This is a genomic window from Xanthomonas sp. NCPPB 3005 (assembly GCF_041228095.2).
In the GTDB taxonomy this organism is placed as follows: domain Bacteria; phylum Pseudomonadota; class Gammaproteobacteria; order Xanthomonadales; family Xanthomonadaceae; genus Xanthomonas_A; species Xanthomonas_A bonasiae.
This window is the reverse complement of the sequence record NZ_CP166096.2, coordinates 2639531-2665051: the sequence shown is the minus strand read 5'-3', so window position 1 is coordinate 2665051 and position 25521 is coordinate 2639531. Positions and strand designations below refer to the sequence as shown.

The 25521-nt window shown below is 68.5% G+C and carries 22 protein-coding genes and 5 tRNA genes; 7 read left to right on the top strand and 20 right to left on the bottom strand.

What is annotated here, in order from left to right; translation table 11 throughout:
* Window positions 1-36: 36 nt before the first annotated feature.
* From AB8810_RS11630 to AB8810_RS11610, 5 genes are all read right to left on the bottom strand, one after another.
* Window positions 37-112 (bottom strand) — tRNA-Glu (locus AB8810_RS11630).
* Window positions 113-160: 48 nt separating this feature from the next.
* Window positions 161-236: transfer RNA gene (locus tag AB8810_RS11625), tRNA-Ala, on the bottom strand.
* 106 nt (window positions 237-342) lie between these two features.
* Window positions 343-418: transfer RNA gene (locus AB8810_RS11620), tRNA-Glu, on the bottom strand.
* 48 nt (window positions 419-466) lie between these two features.
* A tRNA-Ala gene (locus AB8810_RS11615) sits at window positions 467-542 on the bottom strand.
* Window positions 543-1075: 533 nt separating this feature from the next.
* Window positions 1076-1162: transfer RNA gene (locus tag AB8810_RS11610), tRNA-Leu, on the bottom strand.
* 134 nt (window positions 1163-1296) lie between these two features.
* On the opposite strand from AB8810_RS11610, the gene AB8810_RS11605 reads away from it, so the two are divergent.
* Window positions 1297-1677: a response regulator gene (locus AB8810_RS11605; protein WP_179564854.1), complete on the top strand. Its 381-nt coding sequence runs from the start codon at window positions 1297-1299 to the stop codon at window positions 1675-1677.
* Window positions 1678-1792: 115 nt separating this feature from the next.
* Window positions 1793-5638 (top strand): PAS domain-containing protein, encoded by a 3846-nt coding sequence (locus AB8810_RS11600; RefSeq protein WP_372530445.1) that lies wholly within the window; start codon window positions 1793-1795, stop codon window positions 5636-5638.
* A 57-nt stretch (window positions 5639-5695) separates the two neighbouring features.
* On the opposite strand, the gene AB8810_RS11595 is transcribed toward AB8810_RS11600, so the two are convergent.
* From AB8810_RS11595 to AB8810_RS11585, 3 genes are all read right to left on the bottom strand, one after another.
* Window positions 5696-8074 carry a Tex family protein gene (locus AB8810_RS11595; RefSeq protein WP_372530444.1) on the bottom strand — a complete coding sequence of 793 codons (2379 nt, stop codon included), beginning with the start codon at window positions 8072-8074 and terminating at the stop codon, window positions 5696-5698.
* Between the two features lie 126 nt (window positions 8075-8200).
* On the bottom strand, window positions 8201-9829 hold the full coding sequence (locus tag AB8810_RS11590) for a hybrid sensor histidine kinase/response regulator (RefSeq protein WP_372530443.1): 1629 nt from the start codon (window positions 9827-9829) through the stop codon (window positions 8201-8203).
* Window positions 9830-9904: 75 nt separating this feature from the next.
* Window positions 9905-10120 carry a hypothetical protein gene (locus tag AB8810_RS11585; protein WP_179564862.1) on the bottom strand — a complete coding sequence of 72 codons (216 nt, stop codon included), beginning with the start codon at window positions 10118-10120 and terminating at the stop codon, window positions 9905-9907.
* 177 nt (window positions 10121-10297) lie between these two features.
* On the opposite strand from AB8810_RS11585, the gene AB8810_RS11580 reads away from it, so the two are divergent.
* Window positions 10298-11509, top strand: coding sequence for an NAD(P)/FAD-dependent oxidoreductase (locus AB8810_RS11580; protein ID WP_372530442.1), 1212 nt, complete (start codon window positions 10298-10300; stop codon window positions 11507-11509).
* Window positions 11510-11512: 3 nt separating this feature from the next.
* On the opposite strand, the gene AB8810_RS11575 is transcribed toward AB8810_RS11580, so the two are convergent.
* The 6 genes from AB8810_RS11575 to AB8810_RS11550 are packed head-to-tail and all read right to left on the bottom strand — an operon-like array spanning window position 11513 to window position 15545.
* On the bottom strand, window positions 11513-11968 hold the full coding sequence (locus AB8810_RS11575) for a hypothetical protein (RefSeq protein WP_372530441.1): 456 nt from the start codon (window positions 11966-11968) through the stop codon (window positions 11513-11515).
* Window positions 11965-12168, bottom strand: coding sequence for a PspC domain-containing protein (locus AB8810_RS11570; protein WP_179564868.1), 204 nt, complete (start codon window positions 12166-12168; stop codon window positions 11965-11967). Before AB8810_RS11570 ends, AB8810_RS11575 begins: the two co-directional genes overlap by 4 nt.
* Before the next feature lie 28 nt (window positions 12169-12196).
* Complete coding sequence (locus tag AB8810_RS11565) at window positions 12197-12613, bottom strand: DUF5329 family protein (RefSeq protein ID WP_372530440.1); 417 nt, start codon at window positions 12611-12613, stop codon at window positions 12197-12199.
* Window positions 12614-12620: 7 nt separating this feature from the next.
* On the bottom strand, window positions 12621-13697 hold the full coding sequence (locus AB8810_RS11560; RefSeq protein WP_179564870.1) for a class III poly(R)-hydroxyalkanoic acid synthase subunit PhaC: 1077 nt from the start codon (window positions 13695-13697) through the stop codon (window positions 12621-12623).
* Window positions 13694-14884 (bottom strand): class III poly(R)-hydroxyalkanoic acid synthase subunit PhaE, encoded by a 1191-nt coding sequence (gene phaE, locus AB8810_RS11555; protein ID WP_372530439.1) that lies wholly within the window; start codon window positions 14882-14884, stop codon window positions 13694-13696. The genes AB8810_RS11560 and phaE overlap by 4 nt, the downstream gene beginning before the upstream one ends.
* Window positions 14885-14930: 46 nt before the next feature.
* The gene (locus AB8810_RS11550; protein ID WP_372530438.1) at window positions 14931-15545 is read right to left on the bottom strand and encodes a phosphatidylcholine/phosphatidylserine synthase; all 615 of its coding nucleotides are present in this window, start codon (window positions 15543-15545) and stop codon (window positions 14931-14933) included.
* Window positions 15546-15690: 145 nt separating this feature from the next.
* On the opposite strand from AB8810_RS11550, the gene AB8810_RS11545 reads away from it, so the two are divergent.
* Window positions 15691-16449: a 3-hydroxybutyrate dehydrogenase gene (locus AB8810_RS11545; RefSeq protein ID WP_372530437.1), complete on the top strand. Its 759-nt coding sequence runs from the start codon at window positions 15691-15693 to the stop codon at window positions 16447-16449.
* Window positions 16450-16739: 290 nt separating this feature from the next.
* Here AB8810_RS11545 and AB8810_RS11540 read toward each other — a convergent pair whose 3' ends face one another.
* From AB8810_RS11540 to AB8810_RS11530, 3 genes are all read right to left on the bottom strand, one after another.
* Window positions 16740-17228, bottom strand: a complete 489-nt coding sequence (locus AB8810_RS11540; protein WP_179564878.1) for an 8-oxo-dGTP diphosphatase — start codon at window positions 17226-17228, stop codon at window positions 16740-16742.
* Window positions 17229-17285: 57 nt separating this feature from the next.
* Window positions 17286-17792, bottom strand: coding sequence for a DUF1249 domain-containing protein (locus tag AB8810_RS11535; protein ID WP_372530436.1), 507 nt, complete (start codon window positions 17790-17792; stop codon window positions 17286-17288).
* A 147-nt stretch (window positions 17793-17939) separates the two neighbouring features.
* A complete protein-coding gene (locus AB8810_RS11530) occupies window positions 17940-18761 on the bottom strand; it encodes a pyruvate, water dikinase regulatory protein (RefSeq protein WP_039009881.1) in 822 nt (273 codons plus the stop codon).
* A 146-nt stretch (window positions 18762-18907) separates the two neighbouring features.
* Here AB8810_RS11530 and ppsA point away from each other — a divergent pair, with 146 nt between their 5' ends.
* Together ppsA and AB8810_RS11520 are read left to right on the top strand one after the other, a co-directional pair.
* On the top strand, window positions 18908-21283 hold the full coding sequence (gene ppsA, locus AB8810_RS11525) for a phosphoenolpyruvate synthase (RefSeq protein WP_179564882.1): 2376 nt from the start codon (window positions 18908-18910) through the stop codon (window positions 21281-21283).
* A complete protein-coding gene (locus AB8810_RS11520; protein WP_372530435.1) occupies window positions 21283-22242 on the top strand; it encodes a mechanosensitive ion channel family protein in 960 nt (319 codons plus the stop codon). The genes ppsA and AB8810_RS11520 overlap by 1 nt, the downstream gene beginning before the upstream one ends.
* A 60-nt stretch (window positions 22243-22302) precedes the next feature.
* Here the strand turns inward: AB8810_RS11520 and orn are convergent, their stop codons facing one another.
* From orn to mntR, 3 genes are all read right to left on the bottom strand, one after another.
* Complete coding sequence (orn, locus tag AB8810_RS11515; RefSeq protein ID WP_179564886.1) at window positions 22303-22881, bottom strand: oligoribonuclease; 579 nt, start codon at window positions 22879-22881, stop codon at window positions 22303-22305.
* 115 nt (window positions 22882-22996) lie between these two features.
* Window positions 22997-23494 (bottom strand): tRNA adenosine(34) deaminase TadA, encoded by a 498-nt coding sequence (gene tadA, locus AB8810_RS11510; RefSeq protein ID WP_179564888.1) that lies wholly within the window; start codon window positions 23492-23494, stop codon window positions 22997-22999.
* Window positions 23491-23955: a manganese-binding transcriptional regulator MntR gene (gene mntR, locus AB8810_RS11505; RefSeq protein ID WP_179564890.1), complete on the bottom strand. Its 465-nt coding sequence runs from the start codon at window positions 23953-23955 to the stop codon at window positions 23491-23493. Before mntR ends, tadA begins: the two co-directional genes overlap by 4 nt.
* Window positions 23956-24103: 148 nt before the next feature.
* On the opposite strand from mntR, the gene AB8810_RS11500 reads away from it, so the two are divergent.
* Complete coding sequence (locus AB8810_RS11500) at window positions 24104-25456, top strand: Nramp family divalent metal transporter (protein ID WP_372530434.1); 1353 nt, start codon at window positions 24104-24106, stop codon at window positions 25454-25456.
* Window positions 25457-25521 lie beyond the last annotated feature (65 nt).

Sequence of the window (25521 nt, the reverse complement as noted above, 5' to 3'; positions counted from 1 at the left end):
AAAAACACCCGGCAGTGCCGGGTGTTTTGGTGTAGATGGCGTCCCCACGGGGATTCGAACCCCGGTCGCCACCGTGAAAGGGTGATGTCCTAGGCCTCTAGACGATGGGGACGCTGATAACGATGTAGCTTTTGCGGACAGGCCTAATGCCCGAAAAAGTTGGTGGAGCCAGCCGGGATCGAACCGGCGACCTCTTGCATGCCATGCAAGCGCTCTCCCAGCTGAGCTATGGCCCCACGTGTACTGGCAGAAGCGGAATCTTACTCGATTCCGGCGGCATGTACAAACCCCGCACAAAAAAAGTCCGGCATCGCCGGACTTCAGGTTTCTTGCAAATAAAAATGGCGTCCCCACGGGGATTCGAACCCCGGTCGCCACCGTGAAAGGGTGATGTCCTAGGCCTCTAGACGATGGGGACGCTGATAACGATGTAGCTTCTGCGGACAGGCCTAGTGCCCGAAAAAGTTGGTGGAGCCAGCCGGGATCGAACCGGCGACCTCTTGCATGCCATGCAAGCGCTCTCCCAGCTGAGCTATGGCCCCACGTGTGCTGCGAGGAGCGGAATATTAGCGACGGCATCCTGCCTGCGCAAGCGTTTTTTGAAGTTTTTTTAACGCGGCGGAGCGTGCGATTTAGGCGATCGGCTGGCGCAAGCGCCGACCGCATGCGTCCATCGCCTCGATGCACTGCCCTTCGATCGCATTCGATCGCCAGCAGCCGGGCGATATCGGTGTGCATGACCAGACAGTCGGGCCGACAGCGAAGCACTGCTTCGTCCATCGCACACCTAGAGATGTGTAAGACGAACTTGGTATCGGCGTCCAGCAGGAGTTCGCGTCCGCGGCATGGGTCGAGGCGCTGGTGGCAATCCGGATCCAGGGTCCGCCCCGGTGAGGAGCGGACAGATGCCCCGCTCGCCTCCGCAAGCGCAAACGGCCGGCGCCACCCTTCCAGAAGCCATGGTGTCGATGCGCTCGTCGCGGACCAGCGCCATCGGCACAAGCGCAGGTCGGTGCAGAGCTCCCACGACCCATCGCGCAAAAAACAAACGGCAGCCGAAGCTGCCGTAGGTTTCTGGTGCCGAAGGTGGGACTCGAACCCACACGCTTTTAAGGGCGGCGGATTTTGAGTCCGCTGCGTCTACCGATTCCGCCACTTCGGCGCGGCCGCGAAGTATAGCCGACCGCAACGGCCTGCGACAGGGGTAAACCCTTCATCTTCGTTGGGATCGCGATCCAACCAGCGCCATCGCGGCTGCCGCTATAATTTCCGTTCCCAAACCTTAACGAGCAAGCGATGTCGGCATTGCGGGGCCTGCGTATCCTGGTGGTCGAGAACGACGAAATGAACGCCACGCTGCTGGAATTGCAGCTTGCCCAGGCCGGGGCAGACGTCATCGGCCCGGCCGAGTCGGTGCGGGAAGCGCTTTTGCTGATCGACCAGGAACGGCCGGATCGGGCGGTGCTCGACTTCCGCCTGGCCGCCGGCGAGACCAGCGAGGCGGTCGCGCGGATGCTGACCGAGCGTGCGATCCCGTATGTGCTGGCCACCGGCGTCGCGGCCGAATCGCTTCCTGCCGGTTTCGCCGCCGGAGTGGTGCTGACCAAGCCGTATCTGTCGGAACAGCTGATCAAGGCGCTGGGCGATGCTCACGCGAAAATGACCGCTCGCCCTTGAGAATCCCGGATCGGGAGCCTGCCCTGCAGGGATCGATTCGAGGGATATCGCCATCAACGCTCATGACCGATCGCCCCCTCCTGTCTGGCTGCCCGCCAACAGCGTCACGGGAGGGTTGCTGCGCGCCATCGACTGGTCCGGCCACGAGCTGGGACCGCTGCACGAATGGCCGCAGAGTCTGCGTTCGGCGCTGTCGATCTGCCTGAGCTCGCGCTTCCCGATGGTGATCCGCTGGGGCGCGCGGCTGATCAACCTCTACAACGACGCCTACATTCCGATCCTGGGGATGCGCCACCCCTTCGCCTTCGGGCGCGCGGTGGCCGAGGTGTGGCCCGACGTGTGGCCGACGGTCGGCGAGCAGGCCGAACAGGTGATGGCCACCGGCGAATCGACCTGGAACGAGCACGTCCCGTTCGTGATGCTGCGCAACGGCTACAGCGAAGAGGTGTATTTCACCTTTTCCTACAGCCCGCTGTTCGACGACCAGGGCGGCATCGGCGGCGTGCTGTGCGTCTGCACCGAGGACACCGCCCGGATCAAGCTGGAACGCGAGCGCGATGCGTTGCTGAAGGCGCTGGATGCGCAGCGCACGCAGATGGCCGACGCGTTCGAGCAGTCGCCGGCGGCGCTGGCGATCCTGCGCGGCCCGGACTACGTGGTCGAAAGCGTCAACCGGCGCTACCAGCAACTGGTCGGGCCGCGCGAGGTGGTCGGCAAGCCGCTGGCCGAAGCGATCCCTGAGATCCAGCAGCAGGGCTTCATCCGCCTGCTCGACAATGTGCGCGCCAGCGGCCTGCCCTTCACCGGCGAGTCGATGACCTTCAACCTGCGCCGCACGCCGCACGAGACGGTCTCCGAAACCACGCTGGAATGCGTCTACCAGCCGATGCGCGACGCCGAAGGCAAGGTCACCGGCGTGCTGGTCCACGGCATCGACCGCACCGAGCAGACCCGCGCGCAGGCCCACGACAGCTTCCTGCTGATGCTGGAGGACGCGCTGCAGAACCTCGACAGCGCCGAGGCCATCTGCGAGACCGGCGCCGCACTGCTCGGCCGGCACCTGCAGGCGAACCGCTGCGCGTATGCGATCGTCGATGCCGACGAAGATGCCTTCGACGTGCGCGCCGACTATGTCGACGGCACCGCGCACCTGACCGGGCGCGCGCGCTTCAGCGAGTTCGGCAGCGACCTGCTGGAATGCATGCGCGAGAACCGGCCGTGGGTGGTGCAGGACACCGAGGCGTATGCGCCGCCGCTGCATGTCGACGACCCCGGCTACCGGCGCCTGGGCATGCGCGCGATGCTGAGTGCGCCGCTGCACAAGGCCGGCCGCCTGGTCGCCGTGATCGGCGTGCACCAGTCGCGGCCGCGGGTGTGGACCTCGGCGGAGATCGAACTGGTGCGGCTGGTCGCGGCGCGCTGCTGGGAGTCGATGGAGCGCGCCGGCGCGCAATCGGACCTGGCGCGCAGCGAGGCGCGCCTGCGCGAGTTGGCCGACGCGATGCCGCAGATCGTGTTCACCGCCACGCCCGACGGCAACGTCGACTATTTCAACCGGCGCTGGTACGAATACACCGGCCTGCCGGTCGGCGAATCCGGCTACGACAGCTGGCGCAAGGTGCATACCGAGGATGGCCTGGCGCGGGCGATGCAGGCCTGGCCGGACGCCGTGCGCAGCGGCCAGCCCTACGAGATCGAATACCCGTTGCGCCGCCACGACGGCAGCTATCGCTGGCACCTGGGCCGCGCGCTTCCGATCCGCGATGGCGGCGGCCGGATCGTGCGCTGGATCGGCACCAATACCGACATCCACGATCGCCGCGTGGTCGAACAGCGCCTGCAGGAAAGCGAACTGCGCTTCCGTAACCTCTGCGACAACGCGCCGGTGCTGATCTGGATGGCCAACGCCGATGGCGATTGCGAATACGTCAGCCGCCAGTGGTACCTGTTCACCGGACAGACCGAACAGGAGGCGATGGGCTCGGGCTGGATGGAGAAGATCCATCCCGACGACGCCGCGGCAGTCGGGCGTACGCTGGCCCGCGCCGCCGCCGATCGCCGCGCCTTCACCATCGAATACCGGCTGCGCCGCCACGACGGCGAGTACCGCTGGTGCGTGGACACCGCCTCGCCGCGCTTCAGCTCGTCGGGCCAGTTCCTCGGCTTCATCGGCTCGCTGCTGGACATCGCCGAGCGCAAGCGCATCGAGAACGCCACCGCCGCCGAGCGTGCGGCGTTGGAGATGATCACCACCGGCAAGCCGCTGACCGCGGTGCTCGAAGCGATCGCGCGCGGCATCGAGGCGCAGAGCGACGCGGGCCTGCGCTGCACCATCATGCTGGTCGACGAACACCGCCAGTGCCTGCTCGAAGGCGCCGCGCCGAGCATGCCCGCCGCGTTCCGCAAGATGGTGCACCGCTTGCCGATCGGCGAGCGCAGCGGCTGTTGCGGGCGCGCCGCGTTCCTGCGCCGGCAGGTGCTGTGCAGCGACGTGCGCGTGGACCCCAACTGGCAGGAGTATCTGGTCGCGGCCGCCGAAGCGGACATCGTCGCCTGCTGCTCCACGCCGATCCTGGCCAGCGACGGCCAGGTGCTGGGCGTGGTCGCGCTGTACCACCCGTTCGTGCACTACCCCACCGTGCACGAGCAGGACCTGGCGCGCTCGGCCTCGCACCTGGCCGGCATCATCATCGAACGCCGCGAAACCGACCTGCGCCTGCAGCAGCTGCTCTCCGCCGAGCAGAGCGCGCGCGGCGAGGCCGAGCGCGCCAGCCGCATGAAGGACGAATTCCTGGCCACGCTGAGCCACGAACTGCGCACCCCGCTCAACGCGATCCTGGGCTGGTCGCGGCTGATGCAGGGCGAGGCGGTGCGCGAGAAGGACCTGAGCCGCGGCCTGGAAGTGATCGAGCGCAGCGCCCATGCGCAGGCGCAGATCATCGACGACCTGCTGGACATGAGCGCCATCCTGTCCGGCAAGGTGCGGCTGGAGGCCACCGAACTGGATCTGTGCGCGCTGGTCGGCGAAGCGATCGATGCGGCGCGGCCCGGCGCCGAGAGCAAAGGCATCGACATCGCGCTGACCCCGTGCAGCGACGCCCCCGTGCTGCCCTATCTCGGCGACGCGGTGCGCCTGCAGCAGGTGCTGACCAACCTGATCGGCAATGCGATCAAGTTCACCCCCAGCGCGGGCAAGATCACGGTGACGCTCGACAACAGCACCACCCATCTGCGCGTCAGCGTCAGCGACAGCGGCGTCGGCATCGATCCGCTGTTCCTGCCGCATGTGTTCGACCGGTTTCGCCAGGCCGACGCCAGCAGCACGCGCAGCGCCGGCGGCCTGGGCCTGGGCCTGGCGATCGCCAAGCAATTGGCCGAAATGCACCACGGCCAGCTGTCGGTCAGCAGCGAAGGCATCGGCATGGGTGCCACCTTCACCCTGCTGCTGCCGCGCAACGATCTGCAGCGACTCGATCCGGCGCGGCGCAGCGATGGCGCGGCGAACGCCGCCGCGGCGTTGCAGCGCGGCGGGATCCGCCTGAACGGCGTGCGCGTGCTGGTGGTCGACGACGACATGGACTCGCGCGGGGTCACCCAGCGTTTTCTGCAGGAAGCCGGTGCGGTGGTCGAGACCGCGGTATCCGCCGACGATGCCGAGTCGCTGCTGCGCGAGCGCCCGTACGATCTGCTGGTCAGCGACGTGGGCATGCCGCGCCGCGACGGACACAGCCTGATCCGCAGCGTGCGCGCGCGCGGCGCCGGCGCGGTCAGCCGCATTCCGGCGATCGCGCTGACCGCCTACGTGCGCGGCGAGGATCGCTCGCTGGCGCTGGATGCCGGCTTCAACGCGCATCTGGGCAAGCCGGTGGATCCGGTCAAACTGATCGCGCTGGCCGCCTCGCTGGCACAGCCGCACAGCACCACCGAACAGGACCCGAACGCGCAGGCCGAACCGGCCTGAGCCCGCGCGACGCCGCGACGCCGAACGCGTGCCGCGGCCGCCGCGGCGCGCGTCCGCTCAGGTGCGCTTGGCGCGGGCGAACGCGTCGGCCAAGGCGCTGTTCAACGGCGGCGCAGCAGGTGCACGCGGCTTGCCGTTGCCGCCGCCATTGCCACTATTGCCGCCGCGCGCATCGCGCTCGCGACGCGGCGCGCCCGACGCAGGACGCGCGCCGCCATCGCGCTCGCCTCCACGCGCCGATGCCGCTGCCGGCGCATCGTCCAGGCGCCGGGTCAGCGCGATGCGCTTGCGCGCCACATCCACTTCCAGCACCTTGACCTTGACGATATCGCCGGCCTTGACCACATCGCGCGGGTCCTTGACGTAGCTGTCGGACAACGCGGAGATGTGCACCAGGCCGTCCTGGTGCACGCCGATGTCGACGAAGGCGCCGAACGCGGCCACGTTGCTGACCACGCCTTCCAGCACCATGCCCGGCTTGAGGTCCTTGATGTCCTCCACGCCGTCGGCGAAGCGCGCGGCCTTGAACTCCGGGCGCGGATCGCGGCCCGGCTTCTCCAGTTCCTTGAGGATGTCGCGCACGGTCGGCACGCCGAACTTTTCGTCGGTGAACTGGTCCGGCTTGAGCGCGCGCAGGAAACCGCCGTCGCCGATCAACGCCTTGATCGGCTTGCCGGTGGCGCCGACGATGCGCTCCACCACCGGATACGCTTCCGGGTGCACCGACGAGGCGTCCAGCGGCTCGTCGCCATCGGCGATGCGCAGGAAGCCGGCGCATTGCTCGAAGGTCTTGTCGCCCAGCCGCGGCACCTTCAGCAGATCCTTGCGGCGCTTGAACGGGCCATTGTCGTCGCGGTGGCGGACGATGTTCTCGGCCACGCTAGCCGACAGCCCGGACACGCGCGACAGCAGCGCCGCCGAAGCGGTGTTGACGTGGACGCCGACCGCGTTGACGCAGTCCTCCACCCGCGCATCCAGCGCCCGCGCCAGGCGGTACTGGTCCACGTCGTGCTGGTACTGGCCCACGCCGATCGCCTTCGGCTCGATCTTGACCAGCTCGGCCAGCGGATCCTGCAGGCGCCGCGCGATCGACACCGCGCCGCGCAGTGACACGTCCAGTTGCGGGAATTCCCTGGCCGCGAATTCGGACGCCGAATACACCGACGCGCCGGCCTCGCTGACCACGATCTTCTCCAGCTTCAGCTGCGGGTTCTGCTTGATCAGGTCGGCGGCGAGCTTGTCGGTCTCGCGGCTGGCGGTGCCGTTGCCGATCGCGATCAACTCCACGCCGTGCTGCGTGCACAGCTGCCGGAGCGTGTGCAGCGACTGGTCCCACTGCTTGCGCGGCTCGTGCGGATAGATGGTGTCGGTGGCCAGCAGCTTGCCGGTGGCGTCGACCACCGCGATCTTGCAGCCGGTGCGGATGCCCGGATCCAGGCCCAGGGTCACCCGCGCGCCGGCCGGCGCGGCCAGCATCAGGTCCTGCAGGTTGTCGCCGAACACCGCGATCGCCTCGGCCTCGGCCTTCTCGCGCGCCTGGTTGAACAGGTCCAGCAGCAGGTGCATGTGCAGCTTGGCGCGCCAGGTCAGGCGGCATGCGTCGAGCAGCCAGCGGTCGCCGGGACGGCCCCGGTTGGCGATGCCGGCGCGCACGGCGACACGGCCTTCGGCGTACTGGTGGCCGGCCTCGGCATCGCTGCCCGGGTCCAACTCCAGATACACGATTTCCTCGCGGCGTGCGCGGAACAGCGCCAGCAGCCGGTGCGAGGGAATCTTGCCCAGCGTCTCGGCGTGGTCGAAGTAGTCGCGGTACTTGGCGCCTTCCTGCTCCTTGCCTTCGGCCACGCGCGCGCGGATCACGCCGACCTCGGCGAGCCAGCCGCGCAGTTCGCCGACCAGCGCCGCGTCTTCGCCCCAGCGCTCCATCAGGATCGCGCGCGCGCCTTCCAGCGCCGCCTTGACGTCGGCCACGCCCTTGTCGGCGTCGACGAAGCCGGCGGCGAAACTGTCCGGCGTCAGCGACGGATCGGCCAGCAGGCCGTCGGCCAGCGGCTCCAGGCCGGCTTCGCGCGCGATCTGCGCACGGGTGCGGCGCTTGGGCTTGTACGGCAGGTACAGATCTTCCAGCCGCGACTTGGTATCGGCGGCGACGATCTCCGCGCGCAATTCGGCGCTGAGCTTGCCCTGCTCGTCGATGCTGGCCAGCACCGCGGCGCGGCGGTCTTCCAGCTCGCGCAGATAGGTCAGGCGGGTTTCCAGGTTGCGCAGTTGGGTGTCGTCGAGGCCGCCGGTGACTTCCTTGCGGTAGCGCGCGATGAACGGAACGCTGGCGCCTTCGTCGAGCAGGGCGATGGCGGCGCGGGCCTGGGCCGGCTGCGCGCCGATCTCGGCGGCGATGGTCTTGGCGATCTGCTGGGCGAGCTGAGTGTCGTGCATTGCATCCGGCCGAAGCCGCCTTGCGGAAAACGTCATTTTCGCAGCGCCGGCGCCGTCCGGGAACCCGTTGACAGGGGCGCGCCGACCTGTCGGCGTCAGCTCACGCCGCGGGCCGATTTGTCCGCATCAGCTCACGCCAGTGGGGCCGTCCAGCACGATGCGCACCTTGCGGATCAGCTCCTGGCGGTTGTATGGCTTGGACAGCACGTCGAATTCGGTGCCGCCGGCGTCGGTACGCTCGATCGAGGTCTCCGCGTAGCCGGTGGTCAGCAGCACCTTGATCTTGGGCCGGCGCCGCCGCACTTCGCGCGCCAGCATCACCCCGTTGAGGCCGCCGGGCATGATCAGGTCCGAATACAGCAGGTCCACCTGCAGCCCGTTGTCGACCAGTTCCAGCGCTTCGCGCGCGTTGTGCACGACGTGGGTGGCGTAGCCCTGGTCCTCCAGGAACAGCCGCGCCAGCTCGGCAATGTCCGGCCGGTCCTCCACGATCAGGATCGTCTCGTTGCCCTGCCGGTCGGAGGCGCGGCGGGCGCGCGCGTCGCGCGGCGCCAGGTTCTCGACGTTGTCGTCGATCGGGAAATACAACCGCACCGTGGTGCCGTGGCCCTCCTCCGAATACAGCCGCACCGCGCCGCCGGACTGTTTGGCGAAGCCGTAGACCATCGACAGGCCCAGGCCGGTGCCCTTGCCCTCGTCCTTGGTGGTGAAGAACGGATCCAGCACATGGGCCAGCACGTCCGCGGACATGCCGCTGCCGTTGTCGGTGACCGACACGCAGACGTAGTGGCCGGGCAGCAGGTTGTCGTAGGTGGTGGGCTCGTCGGCGCGGATCGTGACGTTGCGGGTGTGGATCACCAGGCGCCGTGCGGGTTGCTCGGCCATCGCATCGCGCGCGTTGATCAGGATGTTCAGCAGCGCCACTTCGGCCTGGGTCGGATCGATGCGGCAGTTGCGCAGGTCCGGCGCCAGGTCCAGCGAGAACGCGATGCCGTCGCCCAAGGTGCGCTCGGCCACGTCGCTCATGCCGGCGACCAAAGTATTGAGGTTGAGCACGCGCCCTTCCAGCTTCTGCTTGCGCGCGAAGGCCAGCAGCTGCTGGGTCAGCCGCGCGGCCTGGCCGGACGCGTCGCGTGCGCGCTCCACGCTCTTGCGCAGCCGCGCCGGATCCAGCGGCTCGCGCTCCAGGCCATGCTCGATCAATTCCAGGTAGCCGGACATGACCTGCAGCAGGTTGTTGAAGTCGTGCGCGATGCCGCCGGTCAGCTGGCCCAGCGCCTCCATCTTCTGCGCCTGGCGCAACGCGTCCTCGGTATCACGGCGGCGGCTGACGTCCAGCTGCGAGCCGAAGTAATAGACCAGCTCGCCGTGCTCGTTGTAGACCGGCGAGATGAACAACGCGTTCCAGAAGCTGGAACCGTCCTTGCGGTAGTTGAGGATCTCCACCGCCACTTCGTTGCGCCCGGCGATCGCCTCGCGCACGCTGTCCACGGTGTCGCGATCGGTGTCCGGCCCCTGTAGGAAGCGACAGTTGTTGCCGAGCAGCTCTTCGCTGCTGTAGCCGGTCATTTCCAGAAAGGCGCGGTTGACGAACACGATGGGATTGTCCGCCTGCCGCGGATCGGTGACGATCATCGGCATCCGCGTGGTTTCCACGGCGGCGAAGAAGATGTCGCTACGGTGCTCGGACAGATCGGCCGTGGTGCTTTCGTGGACGGTGACGCGCGGCAAATTGCTGGAGTCAGGTGCGGGCATGGTCGAGAAAAGATCGATGCGAACCGCTGCTGGCCCTGCTAGGCGGGCGACCACACCGGGGTTCGCATGCCGGCGTCAACGCGAATAGTACTGGTGCAAGCGTTCCACCACGATCTCCTCCTGCAGCGATTCCAGCGCCATGATCCGGACCCGGCGATCGCTCAGCGCGAGCACGCGCTCGACATAGATCTCCGGCCCCTCGTCGGTTTCCTTCATCGATTTGCTGAAGCCATAGGGCATCACGCCCTTCTGGCCATCCTTGCTGCCACCGATATACAGAACGACCGACATGACACTTCCTCTGCTGGGAATTCGTGGAACTGGCGCGCAGCCTACACAGCGCATCGTGAGGACTTTCTCCACGCAGGTTAATCGCGGCTGTTTGCCCGCACATGACTTACGCCGGCCTCACGCCGGTTTAACCGAATCTGAGCGTTAGTCGCGCACCTCCCACCGCAATCGACATGTATGGATCTCAAGAGCGGCTACCCCTTCTGGTCGGTGCGCAACGGCCTGATGCAGAGCTTCCCGCAGTTGCGCAGCGACCTGCGCTGCGACGTGGCGATCGTCGGCGGCGGCATCACCGCGGCCTTGATCGCCGACGAACTGGTCGCGCATGGCCATGACGTCGCGGTGCTGGAGCAACGCGACATCGGCTGGGGCAGCACCGCGGCCAGCACCGCGCTGCTGCAGTACGAGATCGACACGCACATGCTCGACCTGGCCAAGCGCTACGACGAGGACGCCGCCGCCCTCGCCTACCGGTCCTGCGCACAGGCGCTGGAACAGCTGCGTGCGCTGGTGCGGCCGCTGCGCGACGTCGACTTCGGCTGGAACGACAGCCTGTACTACGCCAGCCGCCGTCGCCACGTGCGCGTGCTGCAGCAGGAACTGCAGCTGCGCGCACGCCATGGCCTGGAGGTGGAATGGCTGGATGCGCAGGCGTTGCGCAGCGTGTACGGGGTCGAGGCGCATGGCGCGATCCTCAGCCACCAGGCCGCGCGCGTCGATCCGTATCGCCTCACCTACCGCCTGCTCGGCCGCGCGCACAAGCGCGGCGCCGGCGTCTACGACCGCACGCGCATCGCCGATATCCAGGTGAACGGCCGCGGCGCCACCCTGCGCACCGAGCGAGGCGTGCAGGTGCGCGCCGGCCACGTGGTGATGGCGGCCGGTTATGCCAGCCAGGGCTGGCTGGACCAGCGCGTGGCCAGGAACCGCAGCAGCTACGCCTTCGTCAGCGATCCGCTGGACGACGCCCAACTCGGTGCGCTGAAGGACACCATGGTGTGGGAAAGCGCGCGCCCCTATCTGTACCTGCGCAGCACCGGCAACGGCCGCATCGTCGCCGGTGGCGAGGACGACAGCGTGGACATTCCCGCGCGCCGCGATGCACGCGTGGACAGCAAGGCGCGCACGCTGTGCCGCAAGATCGCCAAGGCGATGCCGGGGCTGGAACTGCAGCCGACCTTCGCCTGGGCCGGCACCTTCGCCGAGACCGCCGATGGCCTGCCGTTCTTCGGCCCGCACCCGCAACACGGGCCGCGCATGCAGTTCGCAATGGCCTATGGCGGCAACGGCATCACCTACAGCATGCTCGGCGCCGGCCTGCTGCGCGCGCAGATCGAGCGCCGCGCGCATCCGCTCAAGCGATTGTTCGGCTTCGGCCGGCTCGACTGAGCCTCAGCGCCGTCCCGGCCACCAGCCGCTGCCGCGCAAGGCGTAGCGGTCGGCGGCGCGTTCGAACGGGTTGCGTACGCCGACCCCGCCGCAGGCGAAGTACACCGGCAAGAACAAGGGACCGAGCAGCAGATATTGCAGCACGTGGGCGCGCTCGTGGTCGCCCAGGCGCACGTTCGGATGCCGGCAGCGGCCGGCGGCATGTTCGTAGGTGGCGCAGGCCACGTCCAGGTCGTCGGCGCTGACCAGGATCACGGTGCCGAGCGTCAACGCGCCGCGCGGTCCCCAGGGGAAGCGGTCGAACACCAGCGCCAGCTCGCGCCGGCTGATCCGCGCACGCGCGCCGAACGGCATGCCGGCGACGCCGGCGACCAGGCCGAGCAGCGTATTGGGCGAGGTCCACAGCGCGCCGAGCGCGAAACCGGCCAGGCGCAGCGCGGCCAGCGCCTGCCGCGTCAATCGGCTTCGTTGGGAATCAGCAGCCACAGGATCAGATACACCAGGATGCCGGGGAACGCGGCCGAGGCGATCGAACCGACCACGTAGACCACGCGCAGCAGCGTAGCGCTCCAGCCGAAGCGGTGCGCGATGCCGCCGATCACGCCGGCGAGCATGCGGTCGTTGAGCGAGCGCGACAGGGTTGGGGTGGACTGGGACATGGCGGCGGCTCCTGCGACGAATGCGCGCTCAGTCTGGGCGCGGCGGCGCGGATGCGGCGTGACGGCGCAGCGCGGCCAACTGCTGTGCGAACCAGTTCGCCGCGTCCTGCTCCGCCTGGCCCGGACAGGCCACCCGGTAGGCCTTGCCGCTGCTGCTGCTGCGGCTCGCGCCGCGCTCGATGAACTGCTCCGCGCTGGCGGCCAGGTCGCGCTTGCGCAGGTAGTCGTACTTGCGCTGCAGATGCGCCCTGGCCTCCGCCGCCGGATACCAGCTGCCGTTGCGCTGGAACCGGCACGGCGAGGCCTGCAAGGCGGCCAGCAGCGCGTCGATTTCGCGCTCGGCGACCGGCGACGGCGCGGCCGCGGCGACCGTGCAGACGCAGGCCAGGCCGAACGCCAGCAGGAGCGCGCCGAGCCGGCGCGGAGATGGCGCGGCGCGCCGCATCACACCCTCACTCGCCGCCATCGCGCTCGGCCAGCCAGCGATGCAGCGCCGCCGGCACTTCGCGCTGCGCGCGGCCGGACACGTAGATGCCGATGTGGCCACCGCGGAAACTGAGCTCGGCATAGTCGTCGCTGCCGACCAGGCCGCGCAACGCGCGCGAGGCATCCGGCGGCACCAGGTGGTCCTGTTCGGCGTAGATGTTGAGCACCGGCATGGCGACCTTGGCCAGGTCCACCGCGTGCTCGCCGATGCGCGCGCGGCCGTGCACCAGCGCGTTGTCCTGGTAGAACTGCTTGACGAACTCGCGGAAGGTCTCGCCGGCCAGGTCGGGCGAATCGAAGATCCATTTCTCCATGCGCAGGAAATCCTCCAGCGCGCGCGGATCGTCGAGGATGTCCAGCAGCCCCACGTATTTCTGCAGGTTCAGCCGGAACGGCTTGAGCATCAGGTAGCTGGCGTTCATCAGGTCCGCCGGCACGTTGCCCAGCGTGTCCACGAACAGGTCCACGTCCACCTGTCGTGCCCAGTTGGACAGCATGTTGTCCGGGGTGTGGAAATCCACCGGCGTCACCATCGTCACCAGGTTGCGGACCTTGTGCGGCTGCAGCGCCGCGTAACACAGCGAGAAGGTGCCGCCCTGGCAGATGCCGAGCACGTTGACCGGCGCACCGGCAGCGGCCTCGCGCAGGTGATCGACCGCGCCGTCGATGTAGCGCAGCAGATAGTCTTCCAGGGTCAGGTAGCGCTCGGAACGGTCGGGATAGCCCCAGTCCAGCACGTAGACGTCCTCGCCCAGCGCCAGCAGGCCCTTGACCAGCGAGCGGTCGGCCTGCAGGTCGACCATGTACGGACGGTTGACCAGCGCATAGACGATCAGCAGCGGCACCTTCGCGGTGGGCGGCCGCTCGCCGACGAAGCGGTACAGCACCACCTTGCCGTCGCGCCACACCTCCTGCCGCTCGGTGACGCCGTACTGCACGTCGTCCAGCCCCGGCAGCACGCGCAGCCCTTCCATCAGCTTGCGCTGCAGCTCCAGGGTTTCCTGCAGCAGGTCGTCGCTGCTGAAGCTCAACGGCCCTTTCATGCGCGGCTCCGGCGCGGCGCGGCGCCCGACTTGCCGCGTGCCGGCTTGGGCGCAGCGGGCTTGGGTTTCGCGGCGGGCCTGGACTTCGGCTTCTCAACGGGCTTGGACTTGGCCGGTGGCTTGGACGTTGAAGCGGCGCGCGCAACGGAGGGCTTGGCAGCGGCTCTGGTCCTCGTGCCAGCCGCCTTGGACGGCGCAGCGGGCGCAGGCCTGGATCGCAACGGCGGACGCGACGCTGCCTTACCGCTCGCGGTTCGTTCCGATGGCGCCGCCGCGGCGGCCGGCGCAGCGCCCCGCTCCAGCCGGCGCAGCCGCCGCTCCAGATCGGCGATATGCCGATGCGCGGCATCCAGCTCGGTGCGGGTGGGCAGGCCCAACTGCTCGCACAGCTGCTCGGTCTCGCGTTGCAGCAGCGCACGCAGGCGCATCTGCGCATTGGCGAAGCCGGCGTAGACCTCGCGGAATTCTTCCGACAACGCGGACGCGGCGTAGGCCTCTTCGGCGGCGTCGATCCACAGGTCGAACATCGCCCGCGCGTTGGTCAGCTGGCGGCCCGGATCCTCGTGCTCGCGCAGCTTGGCCTCGAACACGCCGAAGGCGCGATCGATCGCGCCCTGCAACTGGCCCATGTACGCCTGCAACTGCGCCTGGTAGTCCTGCTGCGCCTTGGCCAGCGCGCGCCAGCGCGCATGGTGGTTGCGGCCCGGACCGAAGCCCGGCATCTGCAGCCACGGCCCGCTGTCGCGCTGCCAGCCCTGCAGCCATTGCGCCGCCTGCTGCAGCCAGGGATCCACGCCGGCCTGGCCGGCACCGCGCGCGGTGCCGAGCAGCCATTGCAGCATCTGCTCGCGCTGGCCCTGCACCTGCTGCTTCCAGGCCTCGGCCACGTCGGCACTGCTGGCATCGCGCCCGGCGAACTGCGCGGCCACCTGCTGCATCGCGCCGAACCACTCGCCGGCCTGCTGCTGCAACTGCGACACCGCGTCCTCGGCCTGCGCCCCGGTGCCGCGCGGCAACCACTGCGCCCAGGTGTCGATCGCCTCGCGCCACGACCCGTGGCCGGCACCATCGGCGGGCTGTTGCGCGGCCGCAGCGCCGCTCTGGCGCAACGCATCGCTCCACGCGCCCCAGTACTGCCGCGCCAACGCTTCGAAATCGCCGGCACCGCTGCCGCCGCTAGCCTTCATCGCCACCCTCCCAGGTCAGGAGGGGATGATAGCAACCTGCCGCCGCTCAAGGCTTGGGAATGCGCAGGGTCTTGCTGATCATCAGCGAACCGGACAACGCGAACAGCAGCACCAGCGGGTGCAGCAGCCATGGTCCCAGCCGCCATTCGCCCCACCACAGCGCATCGCCGAGATGGCCCAGGTGCGCGGCGACCGCGAGCACGATCACCAGCGCCAGGCTGCTCGGGATCGGCGTGCCCTCGAAATACGGCACCTTGTCGCCGTCGCCGGCCAGTTGCTCGGCGGTGACGTTGTAGCGCGCCAGGCGGCTGACCCCGCAGCACACGAAGAAACTCAGCACCAGCCAGTCCCAGCCGCCCTGCATGCCGCAGGCATACGCCAGCGCCGCCGGGGCGACGCCGAAGGAAATCACGTCGGCCAGCGAATCCAGTTCGCGCCCGAGCGTGGACGAGGACTTGTGCCAGCGCGCCACGCGCCCGTCCAGCGCATCGAACACGAATGCCAGCGGGATCAGCGCCATGCCGATCAGCAGGTCGCTGCGCCGGCCCTCCTGTAGGAAGCGCATCGACGCGAACACCGCCCCGGTGCCGCAGAAGGCATTGGCCAGGGTGAACCAGTCGGCCAACTGGAATTCGCGCAGCATCGAAAAGTGGCGTTTCATCGGCATAGCGTGGCGGATCCGGCGTGAGAAGGGTGCGACCGGCACAGGGTAGCGTGGCGCCACCGCACTGGCGAGGACCGGCGCCGTGGCGCCCTCGCCCCGCGCTGCTACGCTGCGCACCTTCCCTTTCCGACAGGTGCTTCCCATGCAGACCGTCCTGATCACCGGTGCCGCCAGCGGCATCGGCGCCGGCATCGCCCGCGAACTGGCCGCCGGCGGCCGCCATCTCGTCGTCAGCGACCTGAATGCGGACGCGGCCGCCGCCGTGGCCGCACAGCTGCGCCAAGCCGGCGGCTCGGCCGAGGCGGTGGCGCTGGACGTGGCCAGCGAGGCCAGCATCGGCGCGGCGCTGGCGGCGATCTCGCGGCCCGTGGACGTGCTGGTCAACAACGCAGGGCTGCAGCACGTGGCGCCGCTGCAGGACTTCCCGATGGCCAGATGGAGCCTGCTGATCGAGGTGATGCTGACCGGCGTGGCGCGCCTGACCCAGGCCGTGCTGCCGGGCATGCGTGAGCGCGGCTTCGGCCGCATCGTCAACATCGGCAGCATCCACTCGCTGGTGGCCAGCCCGTACAAGAGCGCCTACGTCGCCGCCAAGCACGGCCTGGTCGGGTTCTCCAAGGCCGTGGCGCTGGAAACCGCCGACACCGACATCACCATCAATACGCTGTGCCCCAGCTACGTGAAAACCCCGCTGGTGGACAAGCAGATCGCCGACCAGGCGCGCACCCGCGCCATTTCCGAAGCCGACGTGGTCGCGCAGGTGATGCTCAAGCCGATGCCCAAGGGCGTGTTCATCGACTACGACGAACTGGCCGGCTGCGTCGCGTTCCTGGCCTCGCCGGCGGCGCGCAACATCACCGCGCAGACCATCGCCATCGACGGCGGCTGGACCGCGCAGTAGCGCGCGGCGCGTTCGGCGAGATGGACGCCGCTCGGGACGGCGCTCGATGCTGGCGAAATTTTCGCCAGCATGGCGACAGGCGTTGCGCTGCAACGCGATCGCGGCCTTATCCACAGCGTTCGGCCGGTTCCATCCACACCCGCTGTGGAGAAGCATGGCGGCAATGGTGAAATTTTCGCCAGCCGGCAAAATGCAGCAGCAGTTTCAGCGACTTGCCGTGCTTGCCCACAGGCTTGTGCAGGATCGATCCACAGCCGCTGTGGACAAGCCAGGCGCAGGCTCGAGCGCGCTCAGACCCGCGAATAGCGCCACGACAGCATGCGCCCGTCGCGGTACGGCATCACCCCGTGGAACGGGCGCGGATCGCCGTCGAACACTAGCGGCAGGAAGTGGCGGTCGCCCTCCCACAGCGGCAGCGCTTCCATGTCCGCCACCGGCACCCAGGCCAATGTGCCCTCGGCGTTCTCGGTGAACGGTTCGCCGCTGTAGGCGCTGATCAGGAACAGGAAGCCCAGCCAGTCCTCGCCATGCTTGCCGAAGCCGGGCCAGCTGATCGTGCCGCGCAGTTGCAGCGCGTCGCATTCGATGCCGGCTTCTTCGCGGATTTCGCGGCGCATGCCGTCCAGCACGTCCTCGTCCGCCTCGACCTTGCCGCCCAGGCCGTTGTACTTGCCCAGGTGGTGGTCGCCGGGCCGCGCATTGCGATGGATCAGCAGCACCTTGGAGCGGTCGGGCGACAGCACGTAGCCCAGCGTGGCGACGATCGGGGTGTAGGGCATGCGGCGGGCGGGCGAGTCGGCGGGCGCGCAGCATGCCGCATCCGCCGCGCCCAACGGTCAGGGCGCGGCTGGCGTCGCGTTCTCGGCCGGGCGCCGCAGCGGGCCGGCCGGCTTCAGCGTGGCCACGCCGTGGCCGCGCTCGGCCAGGTAGTCCAGCCACTTGCTGAGGAAGGTATTCATGCGCATGCGGTGGCTGATCAGTTCCGCCGGCGGCGGATACAGCCCCATCACGTCCTGCCAGCGGCGGCCGACGTAGCAATGCGTGGTCTCGGCCTGGCGCGCGTCGCGGTACAGGCGCACGTAGGCCGACGGATCCGGCTCGCCGGTGAGCGGGTCGCACAGGTCGTAGGTGAGGCGCAGCTCCACCGTGTAGCGGTGGTGCTCGATCACGTCCAGGCGCAGGTCCAGGCCGTCGCCGATCGAGGACAGGTAGCTGCCCACGGCCAGGTCGGACGGCACGAACAGCCGGTTCAGGTGCACGAAGTTCTCGGCGTACAGCCCCATCAGCCAGCCGAATCGGCTCAGCCGGGGGATGCGTTCGCTGCGGGTCAGGGCGTGCTGCATGGAGCCGATGCTACACGTTGCAACGCCGACGCGGCAGCATTGACGGATCGCCCGCGCCGGCCTACCTTGGAAGTCTCGGCGCGGCGGTGAGACCGCCCCGCCGTTCTGCCGATTCCACGCAGGCGGCCCGCTCCGCCCCGCGGCGTTTCAGAACATCTCGCGCTGCAGCCCCAGCGTCGCCAGCACCTTGCTGGAAATCTCCTCGATCGAGGTATGCGTGGTGCTCAGGGTCGGGATCCGTTCCATCCTGAACATGGTCTCGGCCGCGGACACCTCGCGCCGGCACGTCTCCAGGTTGGAATAGCGCGAATTCGGCCGCCGCTCCTGGCGGATCTGCTGCAGCCGATCCGGATCGATGGTCAACCCGAACAGCTTGCTGCGATACGGTCGCAACCGCGGCGGCAGCCGGTCGTGCTCCAGATCCTCCTCGGTCAGCGGATAGTTGGCCGCACGCACGCCGTAGTGCAGCGCCAGGTAGATGCAAGTCGGCGTCTTGCCGGCGCGCGAGACGGCGACCAGGATCAGGTCGGCCTCGTCGTAGTTGATCGCGATGCCGTCGTCGTGGGTCAGCGCGAAATTCATCGCGTTGATGCGGCGGTGGTAGGTCTCGAAATCGACCAGGCCGTGCGCCTGCCCCACCCGCGAATGCCGCGGCGCGTTCAGTTCGCGCTCCAGCGGCTCGATGAACGGCGCGAACACGTCGAGCATCAAGGCCCCGCTTTCCGACAGCAGCATGCTCAGCTGCGGATCGACGCAGGAGTTGACCACGATCGGCCGCACCTGATAGCGCTCGCCCGCGGCATGGATGCGCTGCGCCGCCTCGCGCGCTTTTTCCGGATCGTCTACGAACGACATGCGGTCGGTGACGAAGCTGAAACCGCTGAACTGGGTGAGCAGGCTATGCCCAATGGTTTCAGCGGTGATACCGGTTCCATCGGACACGTAGAACACCGGTCGGATCGTCGACATTGCCTGGATTCTCCTTGCTGAAACCCAACGGATGCACCCCGCCGAGCTTGTGCCGACTCGGGTGCGCACTGCATGATATCGGCTTCTTCCCCCACGGACGCGGCCACTCTGCCCGCCTCGGGCGATGGCCCTACGGAGCATCGCGCTTGAACGAGAACATCCTTTGGTTGCACGAGTTGCGCCTGACCGACCTGGCCCGCGTCGGTGGCAAAAACTCCTCCCTCGGCGAAATGATCGGCAACCTGGCGGGTTTGGGAGTCTCGGTACCCGGCGGCTTCGCCACCACCGCCGAAGCGTTCAAGGCGTTCGTCGCCCACAACAATCTCTATCAGCGCATCTTCGACAAGCTGGCGACGCTGGACGTGGAAGACGTCGGCGCGCTGACCCTGGCCGGCAAGGAAATCCGCGGCTGGGTCACCGATGCGCCGCTGCAGCCGGAGCTGGACCAGGCGATCCGCGAGGCCTACGCGCAGCTGTGCGCCGAGAACGGCGGCGGCGACGTCGCGGTGGCGGTGCGCTCCTCGGCCACCGCCGAAGACCTGCCCGACGCCAGCTTCGCCGGCCAGCAGGAGACCTTCCTCAACGTGACCGGCGCCGACGACGTGCTGCACAAGGTCAAGGAAGTCTTCGCCAGCCTGTACAACGACCGCGCCATCGCCTATCGCGTGCACCACGGCTTCAAGCACGAGGACGTGTTCCTGTCGGCCGGCGTGCAGCTGATGGTGCGCTCGGGCGTCGGCGCCGCCGGCGTGCTGTTCACGCTCGACACCGAATCCGGTTTCCGCGACGTGGTGTTCGTTACCTCGAGCTTTGGCCTCGGCGAAATGGTCGTGCAGGGCGCGGTCAATCCCGACGAGTTCTACGTCTACAAGCCCACCCTCGCCGCCGGCAAACCGGCGATCCTGCGCCGTTCGCTGGGCAGCAAGATGATCCGCATGGTCTATTCGGACGTGCCCGGCGAGCGCGTGCGCATCGAAGACACCCCCGCCGAGCTGCGCAACACCTTCTCGATCAGCGACGAGGACGTGCAGGAACTGTCCAAGCAGGCGCTGGTGATCGAGAAGCACTACCAGCGGCCGATGGACATCGAATGGGCGAAGGACGGCGTCAGCGGCAAGCTGTTCATCGTGCAGGCGCGCCCGGAGACGGTGAAATCGCGCGGCCACGCCACCCAGATCGAGCGTTTCGCGCTGGAACAGCGCGGCACGGTGATCGCCGAAGGCCGCGCCATCGGCCAGAAGATCGGCGCCGGCGTCGCCCGCGTGGTGCGCAGCCTGGACGACATGAGCCGGGTGCAGCCCGGCGACGTGCTGGTCGCGGACATGACCGATCCGGATTGGGAGCCGGTGATGAAGCGCGCCTCGGCGATCGTCACCAACCGCGGCGGCCGCACCTGCCACGCGGCGATCATCGCCCGCGAGCTGGGTGTGCCGGCGGTGGTCGGCACCGGCAACGCGATGGAGCTGATCGAGGACGGCCGCGAGGTGACGGTGAGTTGCGCCGAAGGCGACACCGGGTTCATCTACGCCGACCTGCTGCCGTTCGACCGCACCACCACCGATCTGGGCAACATGCCGCCGGCGCCGCTGAAGATCATGATGAACGTGGCCAACCCGGAGCGCGCGTTCGACTTCGGCCAGTTGCCCAACGCCGGCATCGGCCTGGCGCGGCTGGAGATGATCATTGCCGCGCACATCGGCATCCATCCCAACGCGCTGCTGGAATACGCCAAGCAGGACGCGGCGACCAGGAAGAAGATCGACGAGAAGATCGCCGGTTATGCCGATCCGGTCAGCTTCTACGTCAACCGCCTGGCCGAAGGCATCGCCACGCTGACCGCGTCGGTGGCGCCGAACCCGGTGATCGTGCGCCTGTCCGACTTCAAGTCCAACGAGTACGCCAACCTGATCGGCGGCAGCAACTACGAGCCGCACGAAGAGAACCCGATGATCGGCTTCCGCGGCGCCAGCCGCTACGTCGACCCGAGCTTCTCGGCCGCCTTCGCGCTGGAGTGCAAGGCCGTGCTCAAGGTCCGCAACGAGATGGGCCTGGACAACATGTGGGTGATGATCCCGTTCGTGCGCACCCTGGAAGAAGGCCGCAAGGTCATCGAGGTGCTGGAGAAGAACGGGCTCAAGCAGGGCGAGAACGGCCTGAAGATCATCATGATGTGCGAGCTGCCGTCCAACGCGCTGCTGGCCGACGAGTTCCTGGAGATCTTCGACGGCTTCTCGATCGGCTCCAACGACCTGACCCAGCTGACCCTGGGCCTGGACCGCGATTCGTCGATCGTGGCGCACCTGTTCGACGAGCGCAACGCGGCGGTCAAGAAGCTGCTGTCGATGGCGATCAAGGCCGCGCGCGCCAAGGGCAAGTACGTCGGCATCTGCGGCCAGGGGCCGTCGGACCATCCGGACCTGGCCGAATGGCTGATGCAGGAAGGCATCGAGTCGGTGTCGCTGAATCCTGACACCGTGGTCGACACCTGGCTGCGCCTGGCCAAGCTGAAAGCCGCCGGCTGATGGGCACGGCAACGACGTTGCTGGCGGCGGTCGCGACGGCGGCCTCCGCCGCACCGGCGGCGCGGACACAGCAGCCGTTCAACTGGAGAGACCTGGATTGGGCGCAGTACGCGCTCAACTGGGGCGTGGCGCTGATCATCCTGGTACTCGGGATGTGGATCGCCAAGCGCCTGAGCCTGTGGCTGCAGCGCGCGCTGGTCCGCGCCCGGGTGGAGACCACGCTCAGCAACTTCCTGCGCAACGTCGCCTATGCGCTGCTGCTGGTGCTGGTGTTCGTCACCGCGCTGCAGAAGATCGGCGTGCCGCCGACCTCGCTGTTCGCCGTGCTCGGCGCGGCCGGCCTGGCGGTCGGCCTGGCGCTGAAGGATTCGCTGTCCAACATCGCCTCGGGGGTCATGCTGATCGTGCTGCGGCCGATGCGCGACGGCGACCACGTGGTGGTGGCGGGCCAGGAAGGCATCGTCGACGAGATCCGGATCTTCCAGACCCGCATCCGCAGCTTCGACGAGCGCATGATCACCCTGCCCAACAGCACCATCACCACCGCGCCGATCGTCAACTACAGCACCCTGCCCAACCGGCGCCTGGAGATCACGGTGGGCGTGGGCTATGGCGACGATCTGAAGAAAGCGCAGCAGTTGCTGCTGCAGATCGCGCAGGACAATCCGAACATCCTGGAGATGCCGGCGCCGTTCGTGCAGGTCACCAACCTGGGCGAGAGCACGGTGGACCTGATGCTGTTCGCCTACGCCAGGAACGGCGACTTCGGCGCGGCCAAGAGCAGCACGCTGGAGAACATCCGCAACCAGTTGCTGGAGAACGGGCTCAGCATTCCCTATCCGCAGCGCGATCTGCACGTGTACCACCACGACGCCGATGGGCGTCCGATCGCCGAGCTGCTGCTGAAGGGCGTGACCGACGACGGCGAGACCAAGCAAGGGCCGCCGCTGGCCCGGTGACGCTGGCCTTGCCGCAAGGCCGCGCAGTGCAGGCGCGGCCTGCGTGTGGCGCAACGCGACTCAGCGCGCGCCGTTGCCCTGCCCGCCCAGCGCGCCCATGAACGGGCGGTAGTAGCGCAGTTCGTCGATCGAATCGTGCACGTCGCTGAGCGCGGTGTGCGAGGAGGTCTTGTTCAATCCCGACGCCACCGACGGCGCCCAGCGCCGCGCCAGTTCCTTCAGCGTGGACACGTCCAGGTTGCGGTAGTGGAAGAAGCGCTCCAGCCGCGGCATCTGCCGGTGCAGGAAGCGCCGGTCCTGGCAGATCGAGTTGCCGCACATCGGCGACGCGCCCGGCTTGCACCACTGCGCCAGGAACGAAACGGTCTGCGCCTCGGCCTGGCCCAGGGTGACCTGGCTGTCGAGCACGCGCTGCCACAGTCCGGAATGCCGGTGCTGGTTGCGGTTCCACTCGTCCATCGCCTGCAGCGTCTGCAGCGGATGCGCGATGGCGAATTCCGGGCCCTCGGCCAGCACGTTGAGCTGGCTGTCGGTGACCACCGTGGCGATCTCGATGATCGAATCCTTGTCCGTGTCCAATCCGGTCATTTCCAGGTCGATCCAGATCAGACGATCGTTGTCCACGTGCGGTTCCGCCATATCACCATCCAGTCGTTCGCGGCGGCGCTGCCGGCGCGGGGGTTTCGTATCGGTCGTGCATGATACCGCGCGTGACCCGGCGGGTTCACGTCCCGCCAGCGCCGCACCGCGGCGCTCAACCGCCGAGCAGCGGCTTGCCGCGCTTGGCGCGGAAATAGTTGGTCAGGCGCAGCCCGGCCGGCGCCGCCAGCACGCCGCCGCGCACCTGCACGCGGTGGTTGTGGCGCGGATCGGCGAGCAGATCGAACACGCTGCCGCAGGCGCCGGTCTTCGGATCGGCGGCCGCGAACACCAGCTGCGCCACGCGCGCATGCACCACCGCCATCGCGCACATCGCGCACGGCTCCAGGGTCACGTACAGGGTGCTGCCGACCAGGCGGTGGTTGCCGAGCCGGCGCCCGGCCTGGCGCAGCGCCACGATCTCGGCGTGCGCGCTGGGATCGTGCTCGGCGATGTTGAGGTTCCAGCCCTCGCCCAGCACCTCGTCCTGCGCCGAGACCAGCACCGCACCGACCGGAATCTCGTCGAACTCGCGCTCGGCGCGGTCGGCCAGGGCCAGCGCGTGCAGCATCCAGCGCTCGTCGCGCGCGGCGGTGTCGCTGTCGCCGTTCATCGTGCCGCGGCGTGCTTGCGCACGAACTCGGCGAACACCGCCAGCGTGGCTTCGCTGACATGGTGCTCGATGCCCTCGGCATCGCGCCGCGCGATGTCCTCGTCGATGCCCAGCGCCAGCAGGAACTGCTCCACGGTCTGGTGCCGCTGCCGGCTGGCCGCCGCCAGCGCTTCGCCGTCCGGGGTCAGGAACACGCCGCGATACGGCCGCTGGATCACCCAGCCGCCCTTGACCAGCCGCTTGAGCATCTTCGCCACGGTCGGCTGGGCCACGCCCAGGCGCGCGGCAATGTCCACCTGCCGCGCCTCGCCGCCGTCGGCCAGCAGGTCGGAAATCAGCTCCACATAGTCCTCGATCAGCTCCAGGCGGTGCGCCTCGCGCACCTGGCGGAAGCTCTCGACCTGCACTTCGGCGTCGAGCAGCACCGCCCCCGGTGCCGTCAACTTCCCGCTTTTCTGCATCGCAACGCCCTTGTCCGGTGCCGGCGAACGCCGGCCGCTGCCTATTCTGGCCGAAATCGCGCCTATCGCAGCGATCCGATTTGCCAATGCTAAACAGAATAGCAAGTGCTATATACTGGATCGCGCTCCTCCCACGCACGTTTCCGCCATGGCCGATCCCCTGCCCCTGCCCGATTCCAATGCCGCCTGGCCGCAGGCCAGCGAGCCGCCGCGGCGCAGCCTCGGGCGCATGAACGGCAGCGTCGCCGTGCCCAGCGGCGGGCTCGGCTGGCGCCGCTTCCTGGCCTTCCTGGGGCCGGGCTACATGGTCTCGGTGGGCTACATGGATCCGGGCAACTGGGCCACCGACATCGCCGGCGGCTCGCACTTCGGCTACCTGTTGCTGTCGGTGATCCTGCTGTCGAACCTGATGGCGATCGTGCTGCAGGGCCTGGCGGCGCGGCTGGGCATCGCCACCGGCCGCGACCTGGCGCAGGCCTGCCGCGAGCACTATTCCCGGCCGGTCAACTTCCTGCTGTGGCTGGCCTGCGAGGCGGCGATCGTGGCCTGCGACCTGGCCGAGGTGATCGGCACCGCGATCGCGCTGAAGCTGCTGTTCGGCATCCCGCTGACCCTGGGCGCGATCATCACCGCGATCGATGCGCTGCTGGTGTTGTACCTGATGCGGCGCGGCTTCCGCACCCTGGAGGCATTCGTGATCGCGCTGCTGCTGGTGATCTTCGCCTGCTTCGTGGTGCAGATCGCGATGGCCGCGCCGCCGCTGCACGAGGTGCTGGCCGGCTTCATCCCGCGCGCCGAAGTGGTGACCAACCCGACCGCGCTGTACCTGGCGATCGGCATCATCGGCGCGACGGTGATGCCGCACAACCTGTACCTGCATTCGTCGATCGTGCAGACCCGCGCCTACGAGCGCAGCGACAACGGCCGCCGCTCGGCGCTGCGCTGGGCGCTGGCCGACAGCACCATCGCGTTGAGCCTGGCGCTGTTCGTCAACGCCGCGATCCTGGTGCTGGCCGCCGCGGTGTTCCATGCGCACGGCCGCACCGACGTGGAGGAGATCGAGCAGGCCTACGAGCTGCTGGCGCCGATGCTCGGCGTCGGCGTGGCCTCGACCCTGTTCGCGGTGGCGCTGCTGGCCTCGGGCATCAACTCCACGGTGACCGCGACGCTGGCCGGGCAGATCGTCATGGAAGGCTTCCTGCACCTGCGCATCCCGGCTTGGGCGCGGCGCCTGCTGACCCGTGGCCTGGCGATCGTGCCGGTGGTGGTGGTGACCTGGCTGTACGGCGAGCAGGGCACCGCCAAGCTACTGGTGCTGAGCCAGGTGCTGCTGTCGATGCAGCTGCCGTTCGCGGTGATCCCGCTGGTGCGCTTCGTCGCCGACAAACGCAAGATGGGCGCGCTGGTCGCGCCGCGCTGGCTGATCTGGCTGTCGTGGATCATCGCCGCGCTGATCGTGGCGCTGAACGTAAAGCTGCTCGGCGATACCCTGCTGCACTGAGCCGGCGCAAGAACCCGGGCACCGCGCTGACGCGGCGGCCGCGGCGACTCGGCGCAGGCGCGCTG

What these genes read in the sequence shown, in the direction of transcription:
- AB8810_RS11550 (WP_372530438.1), bottom strand. Translation starts at nt 15,545, where the DNA reads ATGAAACGCCACTTTTCGATGCTGCGCGAATTCCAGTTGGCCGACTGG.
- AB8810_RS11590 (WP_372530443.1), bottom strand. Translation starts at nt 9,829, where the DNA reads ATGCCCGCACCTGACTCCAGCAATTTGCCGCGCGTCACCGTCCACGAA.
- AB8810_RS11570 (WP_179564868.1), bottom strand. Translation starts at nt 12,168, where the DNA reads ATGTCCCAGTCCACCCCAACCCTGTCGCGCTCGCTCAACGACCGCATG.
- AB8810_RS11540 (WP_179564878.1), bottom strand. Translation starts at nt 17,228, where the DNA reads ATGCCCTACACCCCGATCGTCGCCACGCTGGGCTACGTGCTGTCGCCC.
- AB8810_RS11560 (WP_179564870.1), bottom strand. Translation starts at nt 13,697, where the DNA reads ATGAAAGGGCCGTTGAGCTTCAGCAGCGACGACCTGCTGCAGGAAACC.
- mntR (WP_179564890.1), bottom strand. Translation starts at nt 23,955, where the DNA reads ATGCAGAAAAGCGGGAAGTTGACGGCACCGGGGGCGGTGCTGCTCGAC.
- AB8810_RS11535 (WP_372530436.1), bottom strand. Translation starts at nt 17,792, where the DNA reads ATGCAGCACGCCCTGACCCGCAGCGAACGCATCCCCCGGCTGAGCCGA.
- AB8810_RS11500 (WP_372530434.1), top strand. Translation starts at nt 24,104, where the DNA reads ATGGCCGATCCCCTGCCCCTGCCCGATTCCAATGCCGCCTGGCCGCAG.
- AB8810_RS11545 (WP_372530437.1), top strand. Translation starts at nt 15,691, where the DNA reads ATGCAGACCGTCCTGATCACCGGTGCCGCCAGCGGCATCGGCGCCGGC.
- AB8810_RS11565 (WP_372530440.1), bottom strand. Translation starts at nt 12,613, where the DNA reads ATGCGGCGCGCCGCGCCATCTCCGCGCCGGCTCGGCGCGCTCCTGCTG.
- AB8810_RS11530 (WP_039009881.1), bottom strand. Translation starts at nt 18,761, where the DNA reads ATGTCGACGATCCGACCGGTGTTCTACGTGTCCGATGGAACCGGTATC.
- AB8810_RS11580 (WP_372530442.1), top strand. Translation starts at nt 10,298, where the DNA reads ATGGATCTCAAGAGCGGCTACCCCTTCTGGTCGGTGCGCAACGGCCTG.
- AB8810_RS11520 (WP_372530435.1), top strand. Translation starts at nt 21,283, where the DNA reads ATGGGCACGGCAACGACGTTGCTGGCGGCGGTCGCGACGGCGGCCTCC.
- AB8810_RS11585 (WP_179564862.1), bottom strand. Translation starts at nt 10,120, where the DNA reads ATGTCGGTCGTTCTGTATATCGGTGGCAGCAAGGATGGCCAGAAGGGC.
- tadA (WP_179564888.1), bottom strand. Translation starts at nt 23,494, where the DNA reads ATGAACGGCGACAGCGACACCGCCGCGCGCGACGAGCGCTGGATGCTG.
- AB8810_RS11595 (WP_372530444.1), bottom strand. Translation starts at nt 8,074, where the DNA reads ATGCACGACACTCAGCTCGCCCAGCAGATCGCCAAGACCATCGCCGCC.
- AB8810_RS11605 (WP_179564854.1), top strand. Translation starts at nt 1,297, where the DNA reads ATGTCGGCATTGCGGGGCCTGCGTATCCTGGTGGTCGAGAACGACGAA.
- orn (WP_179564886.1), bottom strand. Translation starts at nt 22,881, where the DNA reads ATGGCGGAACCGCACGTGGACAACGATCGTCTGATCTGGATCGACCTG.
- phaE (WP_372530439.1), bottom strand. Translation starts at nt 14,884, where the DNA reads ATGAAGGCTAGCGGCGGCAGCGGTGCCGGCGATTTCGAAGCGTTGGCG.